The following is a 20,625-nucleotide window of genomic DNA, read 5'->3' as shown; positions in this document are numbered from 1 at the left end:
GGGCAATTATGGGAGAACAAAAATGTATCGGTATCCTCACCAGCGGAGGTGACTGTGCAGGCTTAAATGCAGTTATTCGAGCCGTTGTCCACCGCGCAACGGGAACTTACAATTGGAAAGTGATGGGGATTCGTCAAGCCACCAACGGATTGATGAGTCGTCCCCCTCAAGCAATTCCCTTAGATATTGAGAAAGTAGACTCGTGGCTCACCATTGGCGGTACGATGCTAGGCACGACAAATAAGGGCGACCCTTTTGCTTTCCCCATGCCGGATGGGACTCTACGCGATCGGGCTGAGGACATTATCGAAGGCTATCATCAACTAGGTCTGGATGCCTTAATTGGAATTGGTGGCGATGGTAGTCTCGCCATTCTCAGGAAGATTGCTCAACAAGGTAATTTGAATTTAGTTGCTATTCCTAAAACTATAGATAATGATGTTGGAATTACCGAGCGTTCCATCGGTTTTGATACTGCTGTCAATATTGCCACTGAAGCACTCGATCGCTTGCATTTTACTGCGGCCAGTCACAGTCGCGTCATGATTGTTGAAGTTATGGGACGCGACGCGGGACATATTGCGATTAGTGCCGGAATTGCTGGGGGAGCTGATATAATTCTGATTCCAGAAATCCCTTACACAATTGCCAAAATCTGCGCCCAAATCCAAGAACGCCAAGACCGGGGAAAAAACTACTGTTTAATTATAGTAGCGGAGGCAGTTCGCACTGAAGAAGGCGAGTTAGTAATGCACACAAATCGCTTGAGTCAAAGTCGATTAGGCGGAATTGGTCAGTATTTAGCTGATACAATTTCTGAGTGCAGCGGTGCAGAAACTCGCGTCACTGTTTTGGGACATATTCAACGCGGAGGAACTCCTTCATCGCTAGAAAGATTAGTTGCTTCTGCTTTTGGCGTCGCAGCAGTTGATTTAATTGCCGAAGAGAAATACGACTGCATGGTATCTTGGCAAAAGCGGGAAGTTGTGAGCGTTCCTCTGGAAGATGCGATCGCCAAATACAGACCTGTAGACTTCGATGGTACTCTGGTTAAAACGGCCCGCGGTTTAGGGATTTGTCTGGGAGATTAAACAATTACCCGTCCGATTTCTCAAAGATTTAGTCCGGGACGCACTCAGAACCAAGAAACCGGTTTTTTCAACCGAGACTGGGGGTTTTAAGCCATTGTATTGTCCTAAAAAACCAAGGTGATGACCGTCTGTGCTTCCAGGACTAAGATTAACCTGGAAGCAGGGACGTTTCAACTATTGAGTGTAACTTGCAATCAGTTCCGAGCGAGTATCGACCCAGAGTGCGATCCGCCCTCGGAACTACAAAATACCGCAACAAGTGGAAAGGTGAGAAATTGACACCATTTACTACAGAAATTAGAGTGCGACATTATGAAATGGATGCTCTCGGTCACGTAAATAATGCTGTTTACCAGCATTATTTAGAACACGCTGCGATCGAACATTTAGAACATTTGGGATTTACTCTCGATCGCTACCGGGAATTAGGCGGCGTCTTTGTAATGCGACGGATAGAGATTGACTATTTGCGATCGGCAGCCTCGGGTGATCGATTGGAGATATCCACTTGGATCGAACAAATGCGCGGCCCGCGCGCTGTCCGCCGCTACGAAATTCGCTTAGCTGGAAGTGACGAAATCTTGTTAAAAGCAGAGGCGCTTTGGGTTTGGGTTGAAGTTACCACAATGCGCCCGCGAGCAATTCCCAAACAAATAATTGATATTTTTGAAGCGCAGTTTCAAGCATTACCCACATAAAGCAAAAATTAACTATTCTGTTGGCAACATCCTGTAAAAATCTCTGGGTTTGTAGTGAGGGCTTCAGCCCTTCATTCCCTCTTTGTAGAAGTACAAAAAGTTGATTGTCGCCGGGGCCGCAAATCCCGATTGCAAAAAGTCGGATCGCCCGCCTCCCAGTTTGGATGTCACAGAGGTACGATGGAATATAGGGAGGAAGACCAAGCCCGCGAAGGTTAAGCTTGGTGACAATACCCACAGGAAGGAAAAAATGACACTTAACTTGCGGCGACCGATTTTGATAGGCGGAATAGGACTTTCAGCAGCGCTGTGGCTGCTGGAAACTCTACAGCATTCGGGTTCAGAAATGGGCGAAACGGCACTCATCGGCTTGGCGGCTGCCGGTGCGGGGTATTGGTGGTGGAAGCAACAATCCCCCAAACTCGAACTCGCACTCCCGGAACCCCTGGCGAACCGGGAAGCAGCCGAAAAAGCGATCGCGGCGGCCGAAGCCACAATTAATTTGCTGGCTTCAGAAGCTCAAAACTCGCCAGATCCGGCTAATCTAACAGCAAAGCTCGATCGGCTCAGAGTCGAATTAGACAGACAAGATTTACGGATTACCGTAACTGGCGGTAAAGCTGTCGGCAAAACAGCCTTAATTCAAGTTTTAAATTCTAATTGGGCATCTCAACACCCGCAAAAGCTTAGTTTACAAGAAACTGCCGCGCTGTTTGCTAATACAAATGCCGATGCCAAAATCGGCGGTGATTTAGTGCTGTTTGTGACAGCGGGCGACATCACAGATTCCGAATTTAAAACATTATCTCAGCTAGCGTCCGCCGGTCAGCGCGTGCTGCTAGTCTGGAACAAACAAGACCAATATTTGCCAGAACAGCAGTCGCAGGTTTTGAACTCTTTGCAGCAGAAAATGCAAGGAATATTGGGGACAGAAGAGATAATTGCGATCGCAGCTTCTCCCAATTCTATTAAAGTGCGCCAGCACCAAGCGGACGGCACATTTAAAGAACGGATCGAAAATCAAGTCTCTCAACTCGACGGGCTGACGGAAAGATTGACTAAAATCTTAACTGAAGAACGGCAACAGTTGGTCTGGGCGAGTGCAGTGCGCGAAGCTGCAAGTATCAAATTAGAGGCAAAAACCTTCTTAAATGCAGTCAGGCGCGATCGGGCAATTCCCATTATCGAACAATATCAGTACATCGCCGCCGCCACCGTGTTTGCTAATCCGGTTCCCGCTTTAGACTTGCTAGCAACAACCGCCATCAGCACCCAACTCGTAATCGACCTCGGCGCTATCTACCAGCAAAAGTTTTCCTTAGACCAAGCTAAGACAGTAGCGGGTACTTTGGCAACTCAAATGTTTAAATTGGGATTAGTAGAACTGTCTACCCAAACTATTACTGGACTGCTGAAAAGCAATGCCGTCACCTATGTAGCAGGAGGCGCGGTGCAGGGAATTAGTGCAGCATATTTTACCAGAATAGCTGGACTGAGTTTAATTGAATATTTCTCAACTCAAGAATTGGAAAATGCTGCCAAAGGCATTTTCAATCTCGACCAGTTGACTAAAACTTTGCAAGCAGTATTTACGCAAAATCAGCAAGTTTCCTTCTTGCAATCTTTCGTCAACCAAGTGGCGAGTCGCCTCTCGCCTCAGATGTCTCAGCCCGAAGCTGTTAATTCAGCGGTCAATTAAGTAAAATAAAGGAACAGGCATCTTGCCTGTTCCACAAAAATTTTTTGTTACTGTGGAACGAACAGGCAAGATGCCTGTTCCACAAAAATTTTTTGTTATTGTGGAACGGGCATCTTGCCCGTTCAAGATTTTTTGGAAAACTCACAACTAAAAAGTTATAATTTTATAAAAAATTGTATTAAAATAAGAAATAGGATTTATAATTCAACGCTAAATTATACCTGCTTAAAAAAGCCGATCGCCAATGGCTGACAATTCCCTTCAAGAAAATCGCTTATCCCTTGCCCGCGCCAGTTTGCGCGAAGCCCTGGCGCGCTATTCCCACCTGCGCCAAGGCAAAAAAAACTCGAATAATACAGAATTAGAAGCAGCGCTGCAATATCAGCTAGATATCTTAACTTCCACCTCAGAAAAACTAGACTACAACATAATCCGCATTGCTACTTTCGGCTTAGTCAGCCGTGGCAAGTCAGCCGTATTAAACGCGCTGTTAGGTCACAAAATTCTGCAAACAGGCCCCCTCAACGGCGTGACTCAGTGGCCGCGTTCCGTGCGCTGGAGTGTGCCTTTATCCTTCCTTGACAGCGAGGAACCCCCCCAACCCCCCCTTGCCAAGGGGGGGAAAGGAGGGGTGCAAGTAGAATTAATCGATACTCCCGGACTTGATGAAGTTGGCGGCGAAGTGCGCGGCGAAATGGCGAAACAAGTAACTCGCCAAGCTGACTTAATTCTGTTTGTCGTTGCAGGCGATATCACCCGAACTGAATATCAAGCACTGTGCGAATTGCAAACAGCTCAAAAACCGGTAATTTTAGTTTTTAATAAAATTGACCTTTATCCAGAATTAGACAGAAAAGCTATTTACCAAAGTTTGCAAGCGCTGGGAAATTCTGAACAGTTAGCAGCCGCTGCGGTAACAGAGGAAACAGATAGCGAAAATTTGTCCGATCGCCCAAACAACCCATCTGATAAATCTACTGCAAAATCACCGCCTAAAACTGCCAAATCTTTAGAAATAGTCATGGTAGCCGCCGAACCCGCGCCGGTGCAAGTGCGGGTGGAATGGTCCGACGGAAGAGTCACTAACGAATGGGAGTCCCCGCCCGCGCAGATAGACGAACTCAAACATAAAATTCTCACAATTCTTAACAGAGAAGGTCGATCGCTCCTCGCTCTAAATGCGTTAGTTGAAGCTAGAGATGCCGAAGCAAATATTGCCCATCACGTTCTCAAATTGCGACAAACAGAAGCCGAAGATTTAATCTGGCAATTTGCAAAATATAAAGCTTTGGCTGTAGGTTTAAATCCAGTGGCATTCTTGGATGTAATGGGAGCAACTGTCGCAGATTTAGCCTTAATTCGCTCCTTATCCAGACTTTACGGTTTACCTATGACTGGTTACGAAGCCGGGAAACTTTGGCAGACTATTTTCTCCAGTGCTGGCGGCGTACTTTTGGGAGAATTGGGTAGCAGTTTTCTGTTGGGATTTGGCAAAAGTGCGGCGGCTGCGGCCCCGCACATCGGCTTTTCTACTTTTGCCGGAGTCGCTGTCACTCAAGCTAGTTTAGCAGCTTACGGAACCTACGCTGTCGGTCGTGCCGCCCAAGTTTACTTAGAAAAAGGCTGCACCTGGGGCCCCCTGGGACAAGATACGGTAATTCAAGAAATTCTCGCCACCATCGAGCGTAATACAATTATCGATCGCTTGCAGCAAGAGTTTAAAATGGGCAATTAAAAATTGCCCTAGTAGTTGAGTAGGGTGCGTCAGGAGAGGGTTATTTGTGATAATCGAATAGCTATGATCTGACGCACGCTACTGCTTTTATTCTTATACAATTGTCAAAAAAGAATGCAACGGTAGGTAAACTCAAAACCACCATACTCATCAGTGATACCCCATTCTTTAATCTAAAATCTAAAATCTAAAATCTAAAATCGTATTACCGTCTCGCGATTCTCACACCTTCCCTAAAATGCGCTATCGTGGCAATTACCGCTATAGAAAAGTAAAATATTCTAATCAGCCAAAAACAAACCCGCATTGACCAAGAAACAATAGTCGGAGCAATACCTGTGAACTGTACAAATCTGGAATTAACTTTTTTTTCAAAGCTGTCGAGGTCTTTCATCTCAGATTGTTTCGTCGGAATAACCGGAAACTGACCAGTATATACGTAATAACCGATAAAACCAGACAATCCTACTTTTCTGTTCAAAAATGAGTTAGTTAATGTTGCAGTTTCCGGAGGCGATAATTTATCGGATTCTTCTACTTTTTCCAGCCAAGAATTATATCTGATGGCTGGGGTAATCATGAAAACTAAGGGAACTATAACTATCAACAAAGCTGCACTAATTTTGCGGCCGTATTTAGGGTGTAGAAGATTTGTCGCCACACCCACTCCCATACCGATAAATGCAAATATCAATATATTTAACAGTTCAATAATTTCGATGCCCCTCAACAAATCACCGATAATCAGAATTGTATATAATAATTTGTCAGCTAGTAGCAGAGCAGCCCACTTGATCAGCATTGAAACGCCTACAATAGTAGCTACAATTGCTACATACCCGATGCCACCTAGAACGTACAGTAAAATAGAACCGACTTGTTTAAATGATTGCATGGAATTATTCACTCTTGTGAAAGTTTAGGAGTCTTATTGACAAAAACTTTTGAAATTTTAGAGCAATCGGGAGTTCCAAATTTGATTTTTAAAATTGATTAGTTTGACATCTTGAAATCAATCTACAATCTACAATCGATCGACAAGTTCCCGCGCCGCCGCTTTGGTGACTTGTGCGATCCTTTCTTTCACAACATCCTCTTCGTTAGCGCAGCCCTCGAAGAGGATCGCCCTCTGGTCTGGTTCTTGTTCGCGATCGATCCCCAACCATAAAAGATACTCGATATTACCCGCCGGGCCAAGTAAAGGCGACCACGTTAAGCCGCGTTGCTGCCATCCTAAAGCTGTGGCTGCCTTCCAGACTTGAAAAATCGCATCAGCTTGAGTTGCTGAGTCTCGCACTACGCCTTTTTTCCCGACTCTCTCGCGCCCTACCTCAAACTGTGGCTTTACCAGCAACACCGCTTCTCGCGGTGGTGCCAACAATTCCCACAGCGCCGGTAAAATCTTATCCAGGGAAATAAACGACACATCTACTACCGCCAAATCTGCATAAACCCCTTTTGGCCAAGCACCTGCCAGGGGCAACTCTTGCTCCCCCCCTTGACAAGGGGGGGCTGGGGGGGGTGACTCCCCATAAAGCTCAGTAGCAGTCATGTACCGCAAATTGGTGCGTTCTTTCAAAATTACCCTCGGATCGTTACGCAAGCCCCAATCTGCTTGACCGTAGCCAACATCTACGCCGTACACTAGGGCGGCCCCGGCTTGCAGCAGACAGTCGGTAAAACCGCCTGTGGAGATGCCGCCGTCGAGACATATTCTGCCTGTAACGGGAATCGCAAAAACTTCTAAAGCTTTGGCTAATTTGTCGCCGCCTCTAGAAACATAGCGCGATCGCTCTTTAATCTGAATTTTTGCTGCAATGTCAACCTCAGTGCCAGGTTTGTCAACTACCTGTTGGTTGATGGAGACTTTCCCAGTCCGAATCAATGCCTGAGCTTGCTGTCTGGAACTGCACAAATCTAGGCTGACCAATAAAGTGTCTAGTCGCTGTTTAGCCAAGGTTTTTAATCTGTACGGATAGGGTTAAGAACAGTACCAGATTAGCACTTACGCACAAGCCCCACTGCTAATTTTTGGCGATTATTTTGGTTTTGAGCTCATCACGGGGCGATCGCCCCACCTCACATTATGTGACTGAGATCGCTCCGATTGTGTACTTTGATCACAGATCAACATTCATATGAATCACACAAAAATTGTGGCCAAGGGCAGATGATTTATATGCAGCTAAAAGCACTACAAATATCAGCAGGGCGATCCACTATGAAAACAATTAACTTTCCTATCAGAAATGCGGGCAATTGTCAAGAAAATCCCCTCGCCTTCCTCAGCGGTGACATCATCCACATTCTTTACCCCAATGGCGAAGTAGAAGCAACAACCGCCGCAAAAGTCGATCTGCGCCAAACCAAAAATTCCCTAGACAAATGCCTCGTCTGGGGATGTGTTAACGATTTTTAGCACCAGTTTCAAACAAGAATGCAATTATAGGGAAGCTCCAAACCCTTAATTCATAAGTCATTCCCAATTATTCAAATTTTTAATCTATAATTTTTAATCTATTATTTTTAATCTGAAATCTTTAATCTAAAATTGTATAACCCATAAAAAAAGATCGCTTGGAGGCGGTGAGGCCAAAAAAAGCGATCGATCTAACTGCTGCTAACTGCCAGCCACAAGTGCAATTTGGTGCTAAAAGAACTAGCAAATTGACTTAAATATCTTGTTCGCTCAATTCGCGAATCATGTAATCAAAAGGCTGCTCCAAAAAAGGCCCCACAGACAAGCCAGCAGCTTCCACCTGAGCCTTAACCATCTCCTTCATAATGCCAATCCCCATCACCGTCGGGCCAATGGGAACGCTTAGAGAATTGTAAGTTTCTCGCAAACCTTGCAGCACGCGCTCGTCGAGCACGTCGGTACTTCCAGCCACCAGGGCGTAAGTAGCATAGCGCAAGTAGTAGTCCATATCCCGCAGACAAGCCGCGTAGCGACGAGTCGTGTAGGCATTTCCCCCGGGACGGATCAGTTCCGGCTGTTCAGCAAATAGCTGGATACCAGCTTGCTTGACAATTGCCGCAGCATTGCTGTTAATCGCAGCCGCCGCCTGTACCCGTGCCGTGCCCGTTGCAAAATAAGATTTCAACCGATCGATACCATCTCGGTCTAAATACCTACCAGCAACATCATAATTTTCAATCAGGCTCGTCACTGCATCGCGCATAAGTTTCTCTCCCAAAAATCTTTATCAATACTTTGCTATCTGAGACAGACCGCCTATTGTAGACTACTACAAATCGGCGTTTGATTAAGATTTGAGATAGGATTTTCACGAAGGGTAGTCTATCCGTGGCAAACTGTCGTAAAATTCAGCCGTTTGCCTTGTATCTTCAGTCGAAAAATCCACAGGGCAAGAATTTCAAACTGCCCGGCCGCACTGGGCCCCTATTTCAAAATTTTGTAGCCCTAGATACAAAATAGTGGATACTGAAGGCCTACGATGCCCAAACAGTCTGAAATCGGCCGATCGCTAAGACACAACCAATATCAGGAGTAAGTCATGTTCCAGACGCCCCAAGAAGCCTTAAACTACATAAAAGAAAATAAAATCCAGATCGTTGACCTAAAGTTCATCGATATGCCGGGGATCTGGCAGCACCTTTCCCTGTTCCACGACCAAATAGACGAAACCGCATTCACAGACGGCGTACCCTTCGACGGTTCCAGCATTCGGGGCTGGAAAGCCATCAACGAATCAGACATGACGATGGTCATCGATCCGACCACCGCTTGGATGGACCCGTTCATGGCAGAACCGACCATCAGCTTCATTTGCAGCATCAAAGAACCTCGCACCGGCGAACCTTACAGTCGCTGTCCCCGCACCATTGCCCAAAAAGCCATAGACTACTTGCTTTCGACCGGTCTCGGCGATACAGCATTCTTTGGCCCGGAAGCAGAATTCTTCATTTTTGACGACGTTCGCTTCGACCAAACCCAAAATTCCGGCTACTATTACGTAGATTCGATCGAAGGTCGCTGGAATTCCGGCAAAGAAGAAGCAGGTGGCAACCTCGGCTACAAACCGCGTTATAAAGAAGGTTATTTCCCAGTAGCACCAACCGATACCTCTCAAGACATGAGAACGGAAATGCTTCTGACAATGGCAAAATGCGGCGTACCCATCGAAAAACACCACCACGAAGTCGCCACCGGCGGTCAATGCGAACTCGGTTTCCGCTTTGCCACTTTAGTACAAGCCGCCGACTACTTGCTGACTTACAAATACGTCATCAAAAACGTCGGCAAAAAATACGGCAAAACCATCACCTTCATGCCCAAACCGCTATTTAACGATAACGGTTCCGGGATGCACGTTCACCAGTCGATTTGGAAAGACGGCCAACCTTTATTTGCAGGCGATCAATATGCAGGTTTCAGTCAAATGGGACTGCATTACATCGGCGGCATTCTCAAGCACGCACCGGCACTTTTGGCACTCACCAATCCCACAACTAATTCCTACAAGCGGTTAGTTCCGGGCTTTGAAGCGCCTGTAAACTTAGCTTACTCTCAAGGAAATCGATCGGCATCAGTACGGATTCCGTTGTCGGGAACCAACCCCAAAGCCAAGCGGTTAGAATTCCGCTGTCCCGATGCCACATCCAACCCCTATTTAGCATTTGCAGCCATGCTGTGCGCGGGCATAGACGGCATCAAGAATCAAATCGATCCGGGCGAACCTTTGGACGTGGATATCTACGACCTTTCCCCTGAAGAATTGAGCAAAATTCCTTCAACTCCCGGTTCTTTGGAAGGCGCTTTAGAAGCTTTAGAAAAAGACCACAGTTTCTTAACTGAAACTGGCGTATTTACCGAAGACTTCATCCAAACTTGGATTTCCTACAAACTCGACAATGAAGTCAACCCCATGCGGCTGCGTCCTCATCCCTACGAGTTTGCTCTCTACTACGACTGTTAGAAAATTAATAATTAAAAATTAAAAGTTAAAACTGGTAATTATACCATTTTTAACCTGTGATTTTTAATTAATAAGAACGCCGCCCTTAAAAGCGGCGTTTTTTTGGAGTTTAGAACTTCTGGATCAGCGCCCAGACTCTCCCGTCACCGGACACTATCTGGGCAACGCTGTTAGTAGTAGGGCCCATTGTAGCCTCAGAGACATCCTCTACAGCCCATTTATTTGCTTTCTCATCAACAATAAACAAATCGTCAGGGGTAGTGCCTTCCTGAACCCGATATATCTTATTCAAAATGAAACGCTGTCGCGCCTCAGCTTTTGGTATGCCCGTAACTTCATCAGGATCGATAGAGAGGGCACTGCCTTCTTTTAATGTACCTTTCGTGTTACTTAAATTGCGCTCTTCCCTTTGAGCAACCCGCACGCCGTGAAGCTGTAAACAAGGCTCTGTCTCAGAGATATTCGAGACAGCAGCTAGCGCCCCACTTTTTCCCAAACCGAGAACCCCTGCAAAAGCCGTCAAAATTAGCAAAAGCTTGACATGATTCACCGTATTTATACTCCGCATATTTGTGAGATTCTGCACTCATTCTAAATTAGCAATTAGCAATTAACAATGACTAAACGATGTCCGATATTTTTGTGATGATCCGCAATCAGAGTAACGTCGCCATGACTTCAGTTGACGGCATTGCGTTTGTCACTTTACTAACTCAAGAAGGACGAGTGCTGGCCGAGGAGACAGTTGACCTGTTTGAGGCCGATGTGAATTTTGATAACCTGAAGCAGGGAAAATATACTGTAGTTGTCAGGCACGAAGGCGTTGAACCTCGATCGGCAACCTGTAGTGTTACAATCACCGATGAATATAAAGTAATCATGCTGACATTTGTTTACTTGGAGCTAGAACGGGTGCTGCTCCGCATTCAAACTTCAACCGAAGAAAGACTATGACCGTGAAAGTTACTCCGCCAAATTCAATTAAAATGTTTCGCTATCGAGTACATTTCTTAGCAAAAGACCTCTGGAGGGAAAAAAACCCGGTTTGTCGGATGAATCTGGCTTTACAGTTAGCTGATGTGGCGACAACTCTGGCTAGGTTAGAAGTAGAAGAGGCGCGAAAATTTCAACAAGAGTCTGCTATTGTTGAGGCCCAAGACTCGACGGAACCTGAACAGTTTTGAGTGTGTGAGGTTGCTTTTTGTGATCCGCGAAACCCTTGCGTGATATTAGTTTACAAAAAAATAACGTAATTGTCAGCCCGTGTTCCAAACCCTGATAGTCATCAGTCAGTTTTAATCTAAAATCTAAAATCTAAAATCTAAAATGGTATGACTCGCCACTCAAAACTATTGTCATTTGTTGAGCTAGTAAAAAAACTGTCTGTATAAAATTGAATCTCCGTACTAAACAACAACTTTCACCCTTGCGAGGTAATTGGTTGTCGAAAAAAGTGCGTTACACTTATACAAGTATCTTTACAAAACAACATAAAAGCATGACTGTTGCCTATCCCCGCAAGCTTCGTAACGCTATGGGAGCGCGCGAAATTTTAGCTAATGTAGTGCGCGATCGCGAAATTCACCTGATCACCCTCAACCGCTACCGATACAGCGAACAGCGCAGTTGCAAAGACCTCACGGAATTAATCGAACAGCTAGACGGCAATCCGCCAGAACTTGTGCGCGATCTTTCCCGGCACATTTCCGACGAAGCGCGGCACGCTATGTGGCTGACAGATTTGCTCGTAGACATCGGTCAAAATGTGGGAACGCCGCCGGGAGTCTCCTACATTGACGAATTTGAAAGGTTGCTCGACAACGACCTAACAGACCCCACCAAAGACCGCGAAGACTTTGTAATTTCTTCCCTCGCCGCGATTAACGTCACCGAAAAGCGGGGCTGCGAATACTTCTCAGCGCACATCCACGCCCTCAAACAGGCTCCCCAAACCGACGAAAACGTCAAAATCCGCGAAACCATCGAAAAGATTTTTCCCGAAGAAGCTGGTCACGTCCGCTGGGGCAACCGCTGGCTCGGCTCCATAGCTGCTAAAAGCCCGGAACACCGCCAGAAGGTGGAACAGGCAAAGCGCAAGTATATGGCGATCGAACAAGCAGCTTTTGAATCGGGAATGGATATCATGTTGGGGGCAGAACTCCGCCGCGTCACCCGCCTAGTGGATATTGCCAACACCATGCCGATGTGGGAACGCCCGCAATACCTGATGGAACGCTTGCCCGCAAGCCTGCTGGCCCCCGACCTGCAAATGACCAGAGTCGATGTAGCTCAGCGCGCCTGGAACCGCGACCCGCAGGCATTTATGGAGAAATTGGTGCCCATGTTCCTCAACGGGCTGAATACCATTGAGAAAAAGCCGGCGGCGGCTAAGCCCAAGGCTTAAATACGATCGCGAATTTGGTTGAAACCGCTCTGCAAGTCAAACTTGCGTCTGCCTCCGCAAACAAGCGAGATATACTGGTTCCCAGGCATAGCCTCGGAACCAGTTATTTAAAGTCATAATTTTAAGCTTGAGCAAGTAAACTGATTATTGGAATAGTTTTCCGTCTAAATATAATCATGACTACCAGCGAGCCGAACATACAAACAGTTTCCGCAGAAAGCCTATCGAGTGAAAGCGCGATCGCCTCCGAGCAGGTCGAAAAAGCCACAGCCGTCACCTATGCAGAAGAAATTGAAACTGTCATCGCCAGCATGGCTGTAGACCAAAAAGTGATGGTCGGTCAAAATGAAGCTGGCGGACATCTTTGGAAGTTTAAGTACGGCAGTGTTGAAGTGTTCGTGCAACTCACGGGCGAAACCGAAGAGGATACTTTGACTGTTTGGGCTTTTGTACTGCAGTTGCCAGCGAAGAATGAAGCTCAATTAATGCGGAAAATCCTAGAAATGAATTGGCTGTCTACTTTGGAATCTCATTTTGCCATTGTTGACAATCAAGTTGCGGTAATATCGACTCGGACGATCGCCGAAATCTCGGCAGGGGAAATTTCTCGGGTTATTACTATTGTCGCCACGATCGCCGATGACAACGATGACCTGCTGCAAGCAGAATTCGGTCAGTAGTTACTTGTTATTTGTTACTTGTTATTTGTTACTTGTTACTTGTTGGTCGTAACGACCAATAACCAATAACCAAGAACTAATAACCAATAACTAATAACCAGTAACTAATATGCAGGCCCTGCGATCCAAGCAATAGTGATTCCCAGCCCCAAACCGACAAGCACTTGAAAAGGAGTGTGTCCCAGCAACTCTTTCAGGCGAGCCTCATTAAGGTTGTGATCTTCCTCAAAAAACTCATCAATAATTTGGTTGAGGATACGAGCTTGCTTGCCTGCAGCTTGGCGGACGCCTGCTGCGTCGTACATCACAATAATTGCAAAGATCGCAGCGATCGCAAAGTCTGGACTTTCCCATCCCATTGTTTGTCCCACTCCAGCAGCCAAAGCGCCCACAAAAGACGAGTGAGCGCTTGGCATTCCCCCCGTTGTTACCAAATACTGAAGATTAAACTTGCGATTTTTGACCAACTCGATCGGCAGCTTCATGATCTGAGCCGCCAGACAAGCGAGCAAAGCAACCACCAGTACATGATTGTTTAAGACGCTGCTGCTAATTTCCTGCATAGTGTTTGGTATTTCTAGTTACTGCGGCTGGTAATAAAATCGGCGATCGCCAGCAGCGGTAGAGCTTTGCTCCCAAACACTGCCAATTGAGCCTTAGCATCAGCAACAAGCTGCAAAGCTTGGCGCCGAGACTCCTCAATTCCCCACAAACTCGGATAAGTGACTTTTCCTGCTTGAACATCTTTGCCAGCAGTTTTGCCCAGTTCTTCTTGGGTAGCAGTAATATCCAGAATGTCGTCAATTATCTGGAAAGCCAACCCAATATTTTGAGCGAAACGAGACAGCCGCTGCAAATCCGCAGCCGAAGCCCCAGCCAAAATTGCCCCACAAACTACGCAGGCCTCTAACAGCGCGCCTGTTTTGTGAGCGTGAATGTAATTCAAAGTTTCCAGAGAAACATCTGTCTTTCCTTCCGATTCCAAATCAACCACTTGACCGCCTACGAGTCCAGCAGCGCCCGATGCCCGCGCTAAATGGGCGATCGTCTGCAACACCTGCTGGGGGGGTACATTCTGAGTTTTAGTGGCAATAAATTCAAAAGCATAGGTCAGCAAACCATCGCCAGCCAAAATGGCGATATCCTCGCCGTAGACTTTGTGGTTCGTCAGTTTGCCGCGCCGGTAGTCGTCATTGTCCATTGCTGGCAAATCATCGTGGATCAGCGACATCGTGTGGATCATTTCCAAAGCGCAAGCTGTCGGAATTGCCATAGATGTCGTGCCGCCGGCCAGTTCGCAGCTAGCCAGACACAGGATCGGACGCAGCCGTTTGCCCCCCGCGAGCAGCGAATAGCGCATGGCTTCGTAAATTTTCTCTGGGTAGATGACCGGGAGTGCACTGTCGAGAGCTATCTCGATCGCCTTTTTTTGCTCGACTAGGTAACTAGATAAGTCGAAAGCGGATTCCGGTTGGGACGAATCCATTTCTGTTGCTGCAAATAACATCCCTTGCTCTCTTGTACTTAATGTGAATTGGGATACTCTGAGTTGTGTTGGTCGATCGCGCCGACTTTTACCGTGGCGATCGCTCGAAATCAGAGACTCAATTTAATCATTCTACGGGTGTTGTTGCACAGAAATTTATGTGAAGTTTTGAGTTTTAAGAAGTTGCTCAAATTTGCTCTAGGGCGTCAATCGCTTTGAGATTTGAGATTTGACATTTGAGATTTGAGATTTGACAAGTCTCTGGCTGTCTGCAAAAACCGCAGCACTGCGGGCGTTGGATTCAGGCCCCAAATTAGAGCGATCGAGACGATCGGGCTGATTTCTTGTATAGGTTTGTAAACAACGCCGAGGCGCTGGAAATTCTGCATCGACTCCGGGACGATCGCCACTCCCATCTCGGCGGCGACTAGACTGACAATGGTTTGCATTTGAATTGCTTCTTGAGCGGCGATCGGGCTAAAACCTGCTTGTTGACAAAAACTGACGATCCGATCGTACAATCCCGGAGCGAGGGAACGCGGAAACAGGATAAACGGTTCCGTGGAAAGTTGGCGCAATTCAACATTCGCGCGATCGGCCATTGGATGCGTCTGCGGCAAAGCCACGATCAGCACTTCCCGAAAAACAATTTCAGAATTTATCCCCTCTTCCACCGGAGGGCGAATAAAGCCGATGTCAATTTGCCCTTCTCGCAGTCGCTGTAACTGCTCATTTGTCGTCATTTCTCGCAATTCGAGCTTTACCGCAGGATGAAGAGTGCGAAAAGCCTGCAAAATGGCTGGAACCACGTTATGAGAAGCAGAGCTCACAAAGCCGATCGTCAGTTGGCCGAGTTCGCCCCGACTTGTCTGTCGGCCGAGTTGAATTGCTCGATCGACTTGCTGCATAATTTTTTGCGACTCCTCAAAAAAAACCTGTCCCGCTTCTGTGAGTACAACCGTCCGCTTGGTGCGGCGAAACAGTTGAAAGCCCAACTCAGCCTCCAAATGCTGGATTTGCTGGCTCAGCGGAGGTTGAGCAATGTGCAGTCGATCGGCTGCGCGAGTGAAATTCAATTCTTCTGCAACCGCAATGAAATAACGCAAATGTCGCAGTTCCATAACTCTCCAATCATTGATATTTTAAAAGTATAAGTTGTTAGTTAAAAATGTATTGGACATTTACGAGCGTATTTTCTAGAGTAATAAGTAAGCCAAATTCAAAAAACAGAATACCCAGCTCCCGACAACTTTTGCGAAGTCGGACAAGTCAAAAAATCAATCATTAGTTATGGTCCTTTGGCAGTTAACTTGAAAATTATGTAGTCGGTACAATGGAGCATTCAAAAATGGATAATTTAGAGGTAAAAATTCGAGAAGCAGAGCTGGCAGACTTGGAATTAATTATGGCTTTTATTTCGCAAAAAGCAGAATTTGACGGAGTTCCAAATCTTTTAAAAGCCACAGCAGACAAATTGCAGCAAACACTATTTGTCGAGTCTCCGCTAGTGCGAGTATTGTTGGCGGAAGTTGCCGGCACAGCGGTAGGATTTGCCATATTTTATGCTTCCTACTCAAGTCTTTTGGCGCAGCCGTGTCTCTGGCTTGATGACTTATTTGTGCAATCTCAGTTTCGCCGTTTCGGAGTCGGTACAGCGTTGTTAAAGTCTTTGGCACAAATTGCTGAGTCAACAAATTGCGGGCGGATTGAATGGACTGTGAATACTGGGAATACACCGGGAATTGCTTTTTATCAAAAGCAGGGAGCGCGAATTTTGGAAAATATTAGGGTTTGCCGGATCGATGGAAGTGCGATGGCCCAACTGGCTAACAAATAATTTGATTGTTTTGTGAAGGAGTTTTTTTTGACAATTAACCGCATAGAACACAGAAAACACAGATTTAGGGGAATTATCGTGGCACAAAATTATTGGAATACAGCCCTGTACGAACAGCAACACGCTTTTGTTTGGCAATACGGTGAATCGCTCTTGGAATTACTGGCTCCCAAAGCTGGAGAACGAATTCTAGATTTAGGCTGCGGTACGGGACAGTTAACTGAAAAGATTGCTGAAAGTGGAGCTTTTGTGCATGGGATTGATTCATCTTTGTCGATGATTGCCAAAGCTAAAGCCAACTATCCTCAGATTAGTTTTGCCGTCGCAGATGCCCGCAATTTTCAAGTAGAGCAACCGCTGGATGCTGTATTTTCTAATGCTGTTTTGCATTGGATTAAACAGCCGGATGCTGTAATTAATTGTGTAGAAAAAGCGCTGAAGCCGGGAGGGCGTTTTGTCGCTGAGTTTGGCGGTAAGGGGAACGTGGGGGCGATCGTCCAGGCACTTTTGAGTGTTTTGTCAGAAATTGGCTGCGAAGAGCCTGAAGCGCTTAATCCTTGGTATTTTCCGAGTATTGGCGAGTATGCTGTGCTTTTGGAAAAGCAGGGTTTTGAGGTTACTTATGCGGTTTTGTTCGATCGCCCGACTCCCCTAGAAGGTGGCAGCGCGGGTATGGTAAATTGGGTCGAGATGTTTGCTGGCGGGTTTTTGTCGGGGTTGTCTGATGATGTGCGATCGCACGTAATTAACGCAGTTGCAGAGCGTTTGCGATCGGCGCTGTACCGCGATGGTAATTGGATTGCAGATTATCGCCGAATTCGCGTTGTTGCTATCAAAAATTCCTATTGACAAATATAAGCTTTCAAATCGGGGATATTTGTGGCCTTAGTGCACTCAGTATCCCCATCGCCGCACGCTAGTGCGCGCAGTTATTTTCTTTTCCTATTGTAAAAACAAAATTTACTCAACAAACACCGCAATAACTCGGTTTCTTGGATAAACCGGGTTGCTAAACACAGAGCTTGGTTTAAATCGGTTCTTCCCCTTGATTAAAACGCTGAATTCCTTGATTTTCCTCTAGGCTCACAATAGCATCTTTGGGAATATTGAGGATGCCTGTAAAGGAATTTTGGCTTACTTTCAAAGCTTGTTCCTTATTTTTGTATTCGGCTAGTTCGCGCTGTAAATTGTTAATACTCTGTTGAAAGCGAGTAGCTTGTCTGAGCATTTCTTGTTCTGAAAAGTCCAGCAATTGAATCAGATTAGCCACTTGATATTCCAGTAATTGGGTTTCGTAAATATTGTTATTTGTAACAAACGTTGTAGGATTTTCTGAATAGTCAAAAACACTTTGTTCGTCGGGCATGGACAATGCGGTTTTGACACTAAGTGCCAAATCTTTAAACAGTTCAGCCGTGCTTTGGGGAATTTTAACTTTCAGGAACATCACTACCGCAAACAAACTTCCTGATGGCAGAAGTCCCCCAAATCCCAAGACAGACTTGACTTGGTAAGGAATAATTAAGGAATTTTGCTCCGGAATAAAGGGGCTGCCTTTTGCCTTTGATACGTGAAAAATATTTAATACAGCGGACTCTAATTGCAGGAACCTTTCTCGCTCAATTCCGAGGAATGTAGGAATGTCTAAACCGAACTGCCGGATTATTTCCGAAATCGCCGGCATTTGAGCCACTAATTTTGTGCTAACTAATGGAATAGCTGTATTTTCTGCTGCTGTGTGCCGAGAATTCCAGTGCGGTTCTGTGCCTGCGGCTGCTAGCAGAGTCCAACATTTCATGTCGGCGGCGGGGGAATTGCCCTTCATCAAGCGGCGGGCGGATTGTTGCAATGAGTCTTCTAATTCCCCGTAGGGATGTGTTTTGAACAAACGCACTAAGACACAGGTATTTTCTCCAGTTTGCGAATCGCAAAAATGTCGGTAAATATAGTTAACAATCTTCTGGCTGCTGGCTTCCATACTAGCAGTATTTCTACCTAACTGGCGCAGGACTAAGCTGCATTTCGCCATGTCTTGCGGGGTAAATAAGGTAATATCGTACATTAAAAAATGCTCTCCAAGAGCTCAAACACTGTTTTCATTTATCGTTAAGACCGCTAAGCTATCCGGAATCCTACTAAGAGTTTTGAACAAAGGGTTAGTTAAAATGTGTATAAAATTTGCCCGCCCAATGCAGCGGTTGTATGGCAGGATACAGAAGTTAAGATTAAAGCAAAAAAAATCTATCCCCTAGGGTAGGCCACAACGACAGAAAAACCGATGTACAATCTAGGAAAGATTTTTTTGCTATAACTCCCCAAAATAATTAAAAAAACAAATTGTTTTACCGGATATGCCTCGCGTTTTACAGGGCATCTTGGTAGATAAAAGTCGGTTTCTGGGTCAGCCATATTCACAGAAATCCTAGAAACTCAAGCTCCAATTTTTGTTGCGGGCGATCGCACGCCGATTTATCAAAAATTGGTACAATTTCCTCAGTCTTGGACGCAAAAACCGGGTTTGCTTACAGAGAAAAAACCCGGTTTCTTTGTTTTGGCTAAGTAGATGCTGTGGTCAAAACTTTTAACCACCCCAAACAACTCTACTCAGCAGGTTGAGACTTTGCTTCCAGGGCATCTTTAGCAGACAATCCCTGATCTTGAACGCCAAAATACCACAAACTAGCAGCAGCTTCGGCGCGAGTCACGGATTTCTTCGGCTGAAACAGAGTAGTAAAACCAAAAACGCGGCGAATATTTGCCAAATCTCCGTTGTTAAAATCTGCTAAAACGGCCCGCGACGCCTGGGAATCTATTTTAGAAGCATCTTGAAAACCCCACTTTTCTTTCAGTCCGTCAATGTTAGCTGTCGGTAAAACTTGACGACTATCTAAAGGCACTTTCCAGAGAATCATTGTTTCGCGAGTTAAAGGTGCATCCGGGCGAAATTTCATATCTTTAGTTTCTCCCGAAAGCGAACTCGGAATTACACCGGCTTCTGCTAAACCTTGAATTGCTGAAAAATCCGGGTCTGTTTTGGGTACGTCAGGAAAGGCTGGTTCGCTAGAGTCTACTGCTAATCTAATTTGTTTGGCTTGACGGCTAGCATAAATCTGATTGTTAGCTGCTACTAACCAGCGGGCGTATTCGCGACGAGTGACAATTTTGTTGGGTTGGGGCAAAGTGCTGGCTGTTTCTAAATTAGCACTTTCTGTCGCTCGCACTTTCAGCACTTCCAACTGACTTAAATCAGCCACATACTGCCGCAACTGTTGAGGAATTTGGGTGTCTAGTTGGCTAACTTTTGCGGATTTTGGCGAGGCGGATGGCGTTGGATTAGTTCCCTCTGAATTAGATGGAGTTGGTGAAGCGGTTGGAGATGCGCTAGACTCGGAATTGTTAGGTTCGGGACTGGCGGCAATTTCTGGGCTTTCTTTGCTGTAGTCGATCGCAAATTCTGTAAAACCCCCTACTTTCTGAGTAGGAGAAAGCGACACTGTTACCCGCAAATTATCTCGCGTTGCTACCAAAGAACCTTGTCCCTCGGCGGTGGGGCGGCTGACTATTTCCCAGTTGCGACGCCCAAACTCTGTAGAGTAAAAGTTCTGAACCGAATTAACCGGATCAGTGCTCTCCCAGCGCAGCCGCACATTTTTTTGCGACGGATCGGTTTGCCCACCAACTTCGATTAACTCAGCATTAGGATAGAGTGGAATCTCTGTCGGGAAATCGGGAGGAAGTTTGGCGGTAGAGTTTGTCTCAATTGCTGTCGCTGGTGGCGGGGAAGAGAAAACTACTGGGTTTTGTTTTAATTTGGGATCGGCGGCTAATGATTCTTCGAGTGCCTTGCTGTTGGGGCTGTTTGCACAAGCTGTGACAGCAGCCAGCAGACACACAGCCAGCCAAGTATTTACAGCAGCGAGTATATTGGTTTTATGGGTTTTAGTGATTTTAGATCGTCCTTGAGAGTTGCCTCGCCGTTGAGTAAATATAATATTCAGCATAAATCGCCCCTTTGCAGATATATTTCTAGGCTAGCGCAGATCGATCGGGCATAT

21 protein-coding genes are annotated in these 20,625 nt (G+C 46.0%); 12 read left to right on the top strand and 9 right to left on the bottom strand.

The genetic code is table 11. The annotated features are described in order from the left end of the window. Positions 1–8: 8 nt before the first annotated feature. The 4 genes from QUA43_RS04825 (at position 9) to QUA43_RS04810 (ending at position 5,223) form a co-directional block, all read left to right on the top strand. Positions 9–1,091, top strand: a complete 1,083-nt coding sequence (locus QUA43_RS04825) for an ATP-dependent 6-phosphofructokinase (RefSeq protein WP_333371516.1) — start codon at positions 9–11, stop codon at positions 1,089–1,091. A gap of 188 nt (positions 1,092–1,279) precedes the next feature. Beyond that, positions 1,280–1,789 (top strand): thioesterase family protein, encoded by a 510-nt coding sequence (locus QUA43_RS04820; protein WP_333371514.1) that lies wholly within the window; start codon positions 1,280–1,282, stop codon positions 1,787–1,789. A gap of 250 nt (positions 1,790–2,039) precedes the next feature. Then, the gene (locus QUA43_RS04815) at positions 2,040–3,488 is read left to right on the top strand and encodes a slr1306 family protein (protein WP_333371512.1); all 1,449 of its coding nucleotides are present in this window, start codon (positions 2,040–2,042) and stop codon (positions 3,486–3,488) included. Positions 3,489–3,732: 244 nt separating this feature from the next. Beyond that, positions 3,733–5,223 carry a DUF697 domain-containing protein gene (locus QUA43_RS04810; RefSeq protein ID WP_333371510.1) on the top strand — a complete coding sequence of 497 codons (1,491 nt, stop codon included), beginning with the start codon at positions 3,733–3,735 and terminating at the stop codon, positions 5,221–5,223. A 205-nt stretch (positions 5,224–5,428) separates the two neighbouring features. On the opposite strand, the gene QUA43_RS04805 is transcribed toward QUA43_RS04810, so the two are convergent. Together QUA43_RS04805 and QUA43_RS04800 are read right to left on the bottom strand one after the other, a co-directional pair. After that, a complete protein-coding gene (locus tag QUA43_RS04805) occupies positions 5,429–6,118 on the bottom strand; it encodes a hypothetical protein (RefSeq protein WP_333371508.1) in 690 nt (229 codons plus the stop codon). 129 nt (positions 6,119–6,247) lie between these two features. After that, a complete protein-coding gene (locus QUA43_RS04800; protein WP_333371506.1) occupies positions 6,248–7,180 on the bottom strand; it encodes a TlyA family RNA methyltransferase in 933 nt (310 codons plus the stop codon). A 264-nt stretch (positions 7,181–7,444) separates the two neighbouring features. On the opposite strand from QUA43_RS04800, the gene QUA43_RS04795 reads away from it, so the two are divergent. After that, the gene (locus QUA43_RS04795; protein ID WP_333371504.1) at positions 7,445–7,642 is read left to right on the top strand and encodes a hypothetical protein; all 198 of its coding nucleotides are present in this window, start codon (positions 7,445–7,447) and stop codon (positions 7,640–7,642) included. A 253-nt stretch (positions 7,643–7,895) separates the two neighbouring features. Here QUA43_RS04795 and apcB read toward each other — a convergent pair whose 3' ends face one another. After that, on the bottom strand, positions 7,896–8,405 hold the full coding sequence (apcB, locus tag QUA43_RS04790; RefSeq protein ID WP_333265824.1) for an allophycocyanin subunit beta: 510 nt from the start codon (positions 8,403–8,405) through the stop codon (positions 7,896–7,898). Between the two features lie 336 nt (positions 8,406–8,741). On the opposite strand from apcB, the gene glnA reads away from it, so the two are divergent. After that, positions 8,742–10,163: a type I glutamate--ammonia ligase gene (glnA, locus tag QUA43_RS04785; RefSeq protein WP_333371502.1), complete on the top strand. Its 1,422-nt coding sequence runs from the start codon at positions 8,742–8,744 to the stop codon at positions 10,161–10,163. Between the two features lie 109 nt (positions 10,164–10,272). On the opposite strand, the gene QUA43_RS04780 is transcribed toward glnA, so the two are convergent. Further along, positions 10,273–10,749 carry a hypothetical protein gene (locus tag QUA43_RS04780; RefSeq protein ID WP_333371500.1) on the bottom strand — a complete coding sequence of 159 codons (477 nt, stop codon included), beginning with the start codon at positions 10,747–10,749 and terminating at the stop codon, positions 10,273–10,275. A 41-nt stretch (positions 10,750–10,790) separates the two neighbouring features. Between QUA43_RS04780 and QUA43_RS04775 the strand changes: the two genes are divergently transcribed. The 4 genes from QUA43_RS04775 (at position 10,791) to QUA43_RS04760 (ending at position 13,247) form a co-directional block, all read left to right on the top strand. Beyond that, complete coding sequence (locus QUA43_RS04775; RefSeq protein WP_333371499.1) at positions 10,791–11,117, top strand: hypothetical protein; 327 nt, start codon at positions 10,791–10,793, stop codon at positions 11,115–11,117. Further along, positions 11,114–11,347, top strand: a complete 234-nt coding sequence (locus QUA43_RS04770; RefSeq protein ID WP_333371497.1) for a hypothetical protein — start codon at positions 11,114–11,116, stop codon at positions 11,345–11,347. Before QUA43_RS04775 ends, QUA43_RS04770 begins: the two co-directional genes overlap by 4 nt. 314 nt (positions 11,348–11,661) lie before the next feature. Beyond that, the gene (locus QUA43_RS04765) at positions 11,662–12,567 is read left to right on the top strand and encodes a ferritin-like domain-containing protein (protein ID WP_333371495.1); all 906 of its coding nucleotides are present in this window, start codon (positions 11,662–11,664) and stop codon (positions 12,565–12,567) included. 176 nt (positions 12,568–12,743) lie between these two features. Continuing rightward, a complete protein-coding gene (locus QUA43_RS04760) occupies positions 12,744–13,247 on the top strand; it encodes a YbjN domain-containing protein (RefSeq protein WP_333371493.1) in 504 nt (167 codons plus the stop codon). Between the two features lie 104 nt (positions 13,248–13,351). Here the strand turns inward: QUA43_RS04760 and QUA43_RS04755 are convergent, their stop codons facing one another. From QUA43_RS04755 to QUA43_RS04745, 3 genes are all read right to left on the bottom strand, one after another. Continuing rightward, positions 13,352–13,810, bottom strand: coding sequence for a divergent PAP2 family protein (locus QUA43_RS04755; RefSeq protein ID WP_333350317.1), 459 nt, complete (start codon positions 13,808–13,810; stop codon positions 13,352–13,354). A 14-nt stretch (positions 13,811–13,824) separates the two neighbouring features. Next, the gene (gene crtE, locus QUA43_RS04750; RefSeq protein WP_333371491.1) at positions 13,825–14,754 is read right to left on the bottom strand and encodes a geranylgeranyl diphosphate synthase CrtE; all 930 of its coding nucleotides are present in this window, start codon (positions 14,752–14,754) and stop codon (positions 13,825–13,827) included. A 185-nt stretch (positions 14,755–14,939) separates the two neighbouring features. After that, on the bottom strand, positions 14,940–15,854 hold the full coding sequence (locus QUA43_RS04745; protein WP_333371488.1) for a LysR family transcriptional regulator: 915 nt from the start codon (positions 15,852–15,854) through the stop codon (positions 14,940–14,942). Between the two features lie 227 nt (positions 15,855–16,081). Between QUA43_RS04745 and QUA43_RS04740 the strand changes: the two genes are divergently transcribed. Next, on the top strand, positions 16,082–16,570 hold the full coding sequence (locus tag QUA43_RS04740) for a GNAT family N-acetyltransferase (protein ID WP_333371486.1): 489 nt from the start codon (positions 16,082–16,084) through the stop codon (positions 16,568–16,570). A 78-nt stretch (positions 16,571–16,648) separates the two neighbouring features. Next, a complete protein-coding gene (locus QUA43_RS04735; protein ID WP_333371484.1) occupies positions 16,649–17,419 on the top strand; it encodes a methyltransferase domain-containing protein in 771 nt (256 codons plus the stop codon). A gap of 178 nt (positions 17,420–17,597) precedes the next feature. Here the strand turns inward: QUA43_RS04735 and QUA43_RS04730 are convergent, their stop codons facing one another. Together QUA43_RS04730 and QUA43_RS04725 are read right to left on the bottom strand one after the other, a co-directional pair. Then, positions 17,598–18,632, bottom strand: coding sequence for a histidine kinase (locus tag QUA43_RS04730; protein ID WP_333371482.1), 1,035 nt, complete (start codon positions 18,630–18,632; stop codon positions 17,598–17,600). 538 nt (positions 18,633–19,170) lie between these two features. Further along, positions 19,171–20,571 (bottom strand): S-layer homology domain-containing protein, encoded by a 1,401-nt coding sequence (locus QUA43_RS04725; protein ID WP_333371480.1) that lies wholly within the window; start codon positions 20,569–20,571, stop codon positions 19,171–19,173. Between the last annotated feature and the right edge of the window lie 54 nt (positions 20,572–20,625).

It is taken from the genome of Microcoleus sp. N9_B4, assembly GCF_036701635.1.
Classification (GTDB): Bacteria; Cyanobacteriota; Cyanobacteriia; order Cyanobacteriales; family Microcoleaceae; genus Microcoleus.
Note: the sequence above shows the minus strand (reverse complement) of the source record. Positions and strands in the feature narration are given on the sequence as shown.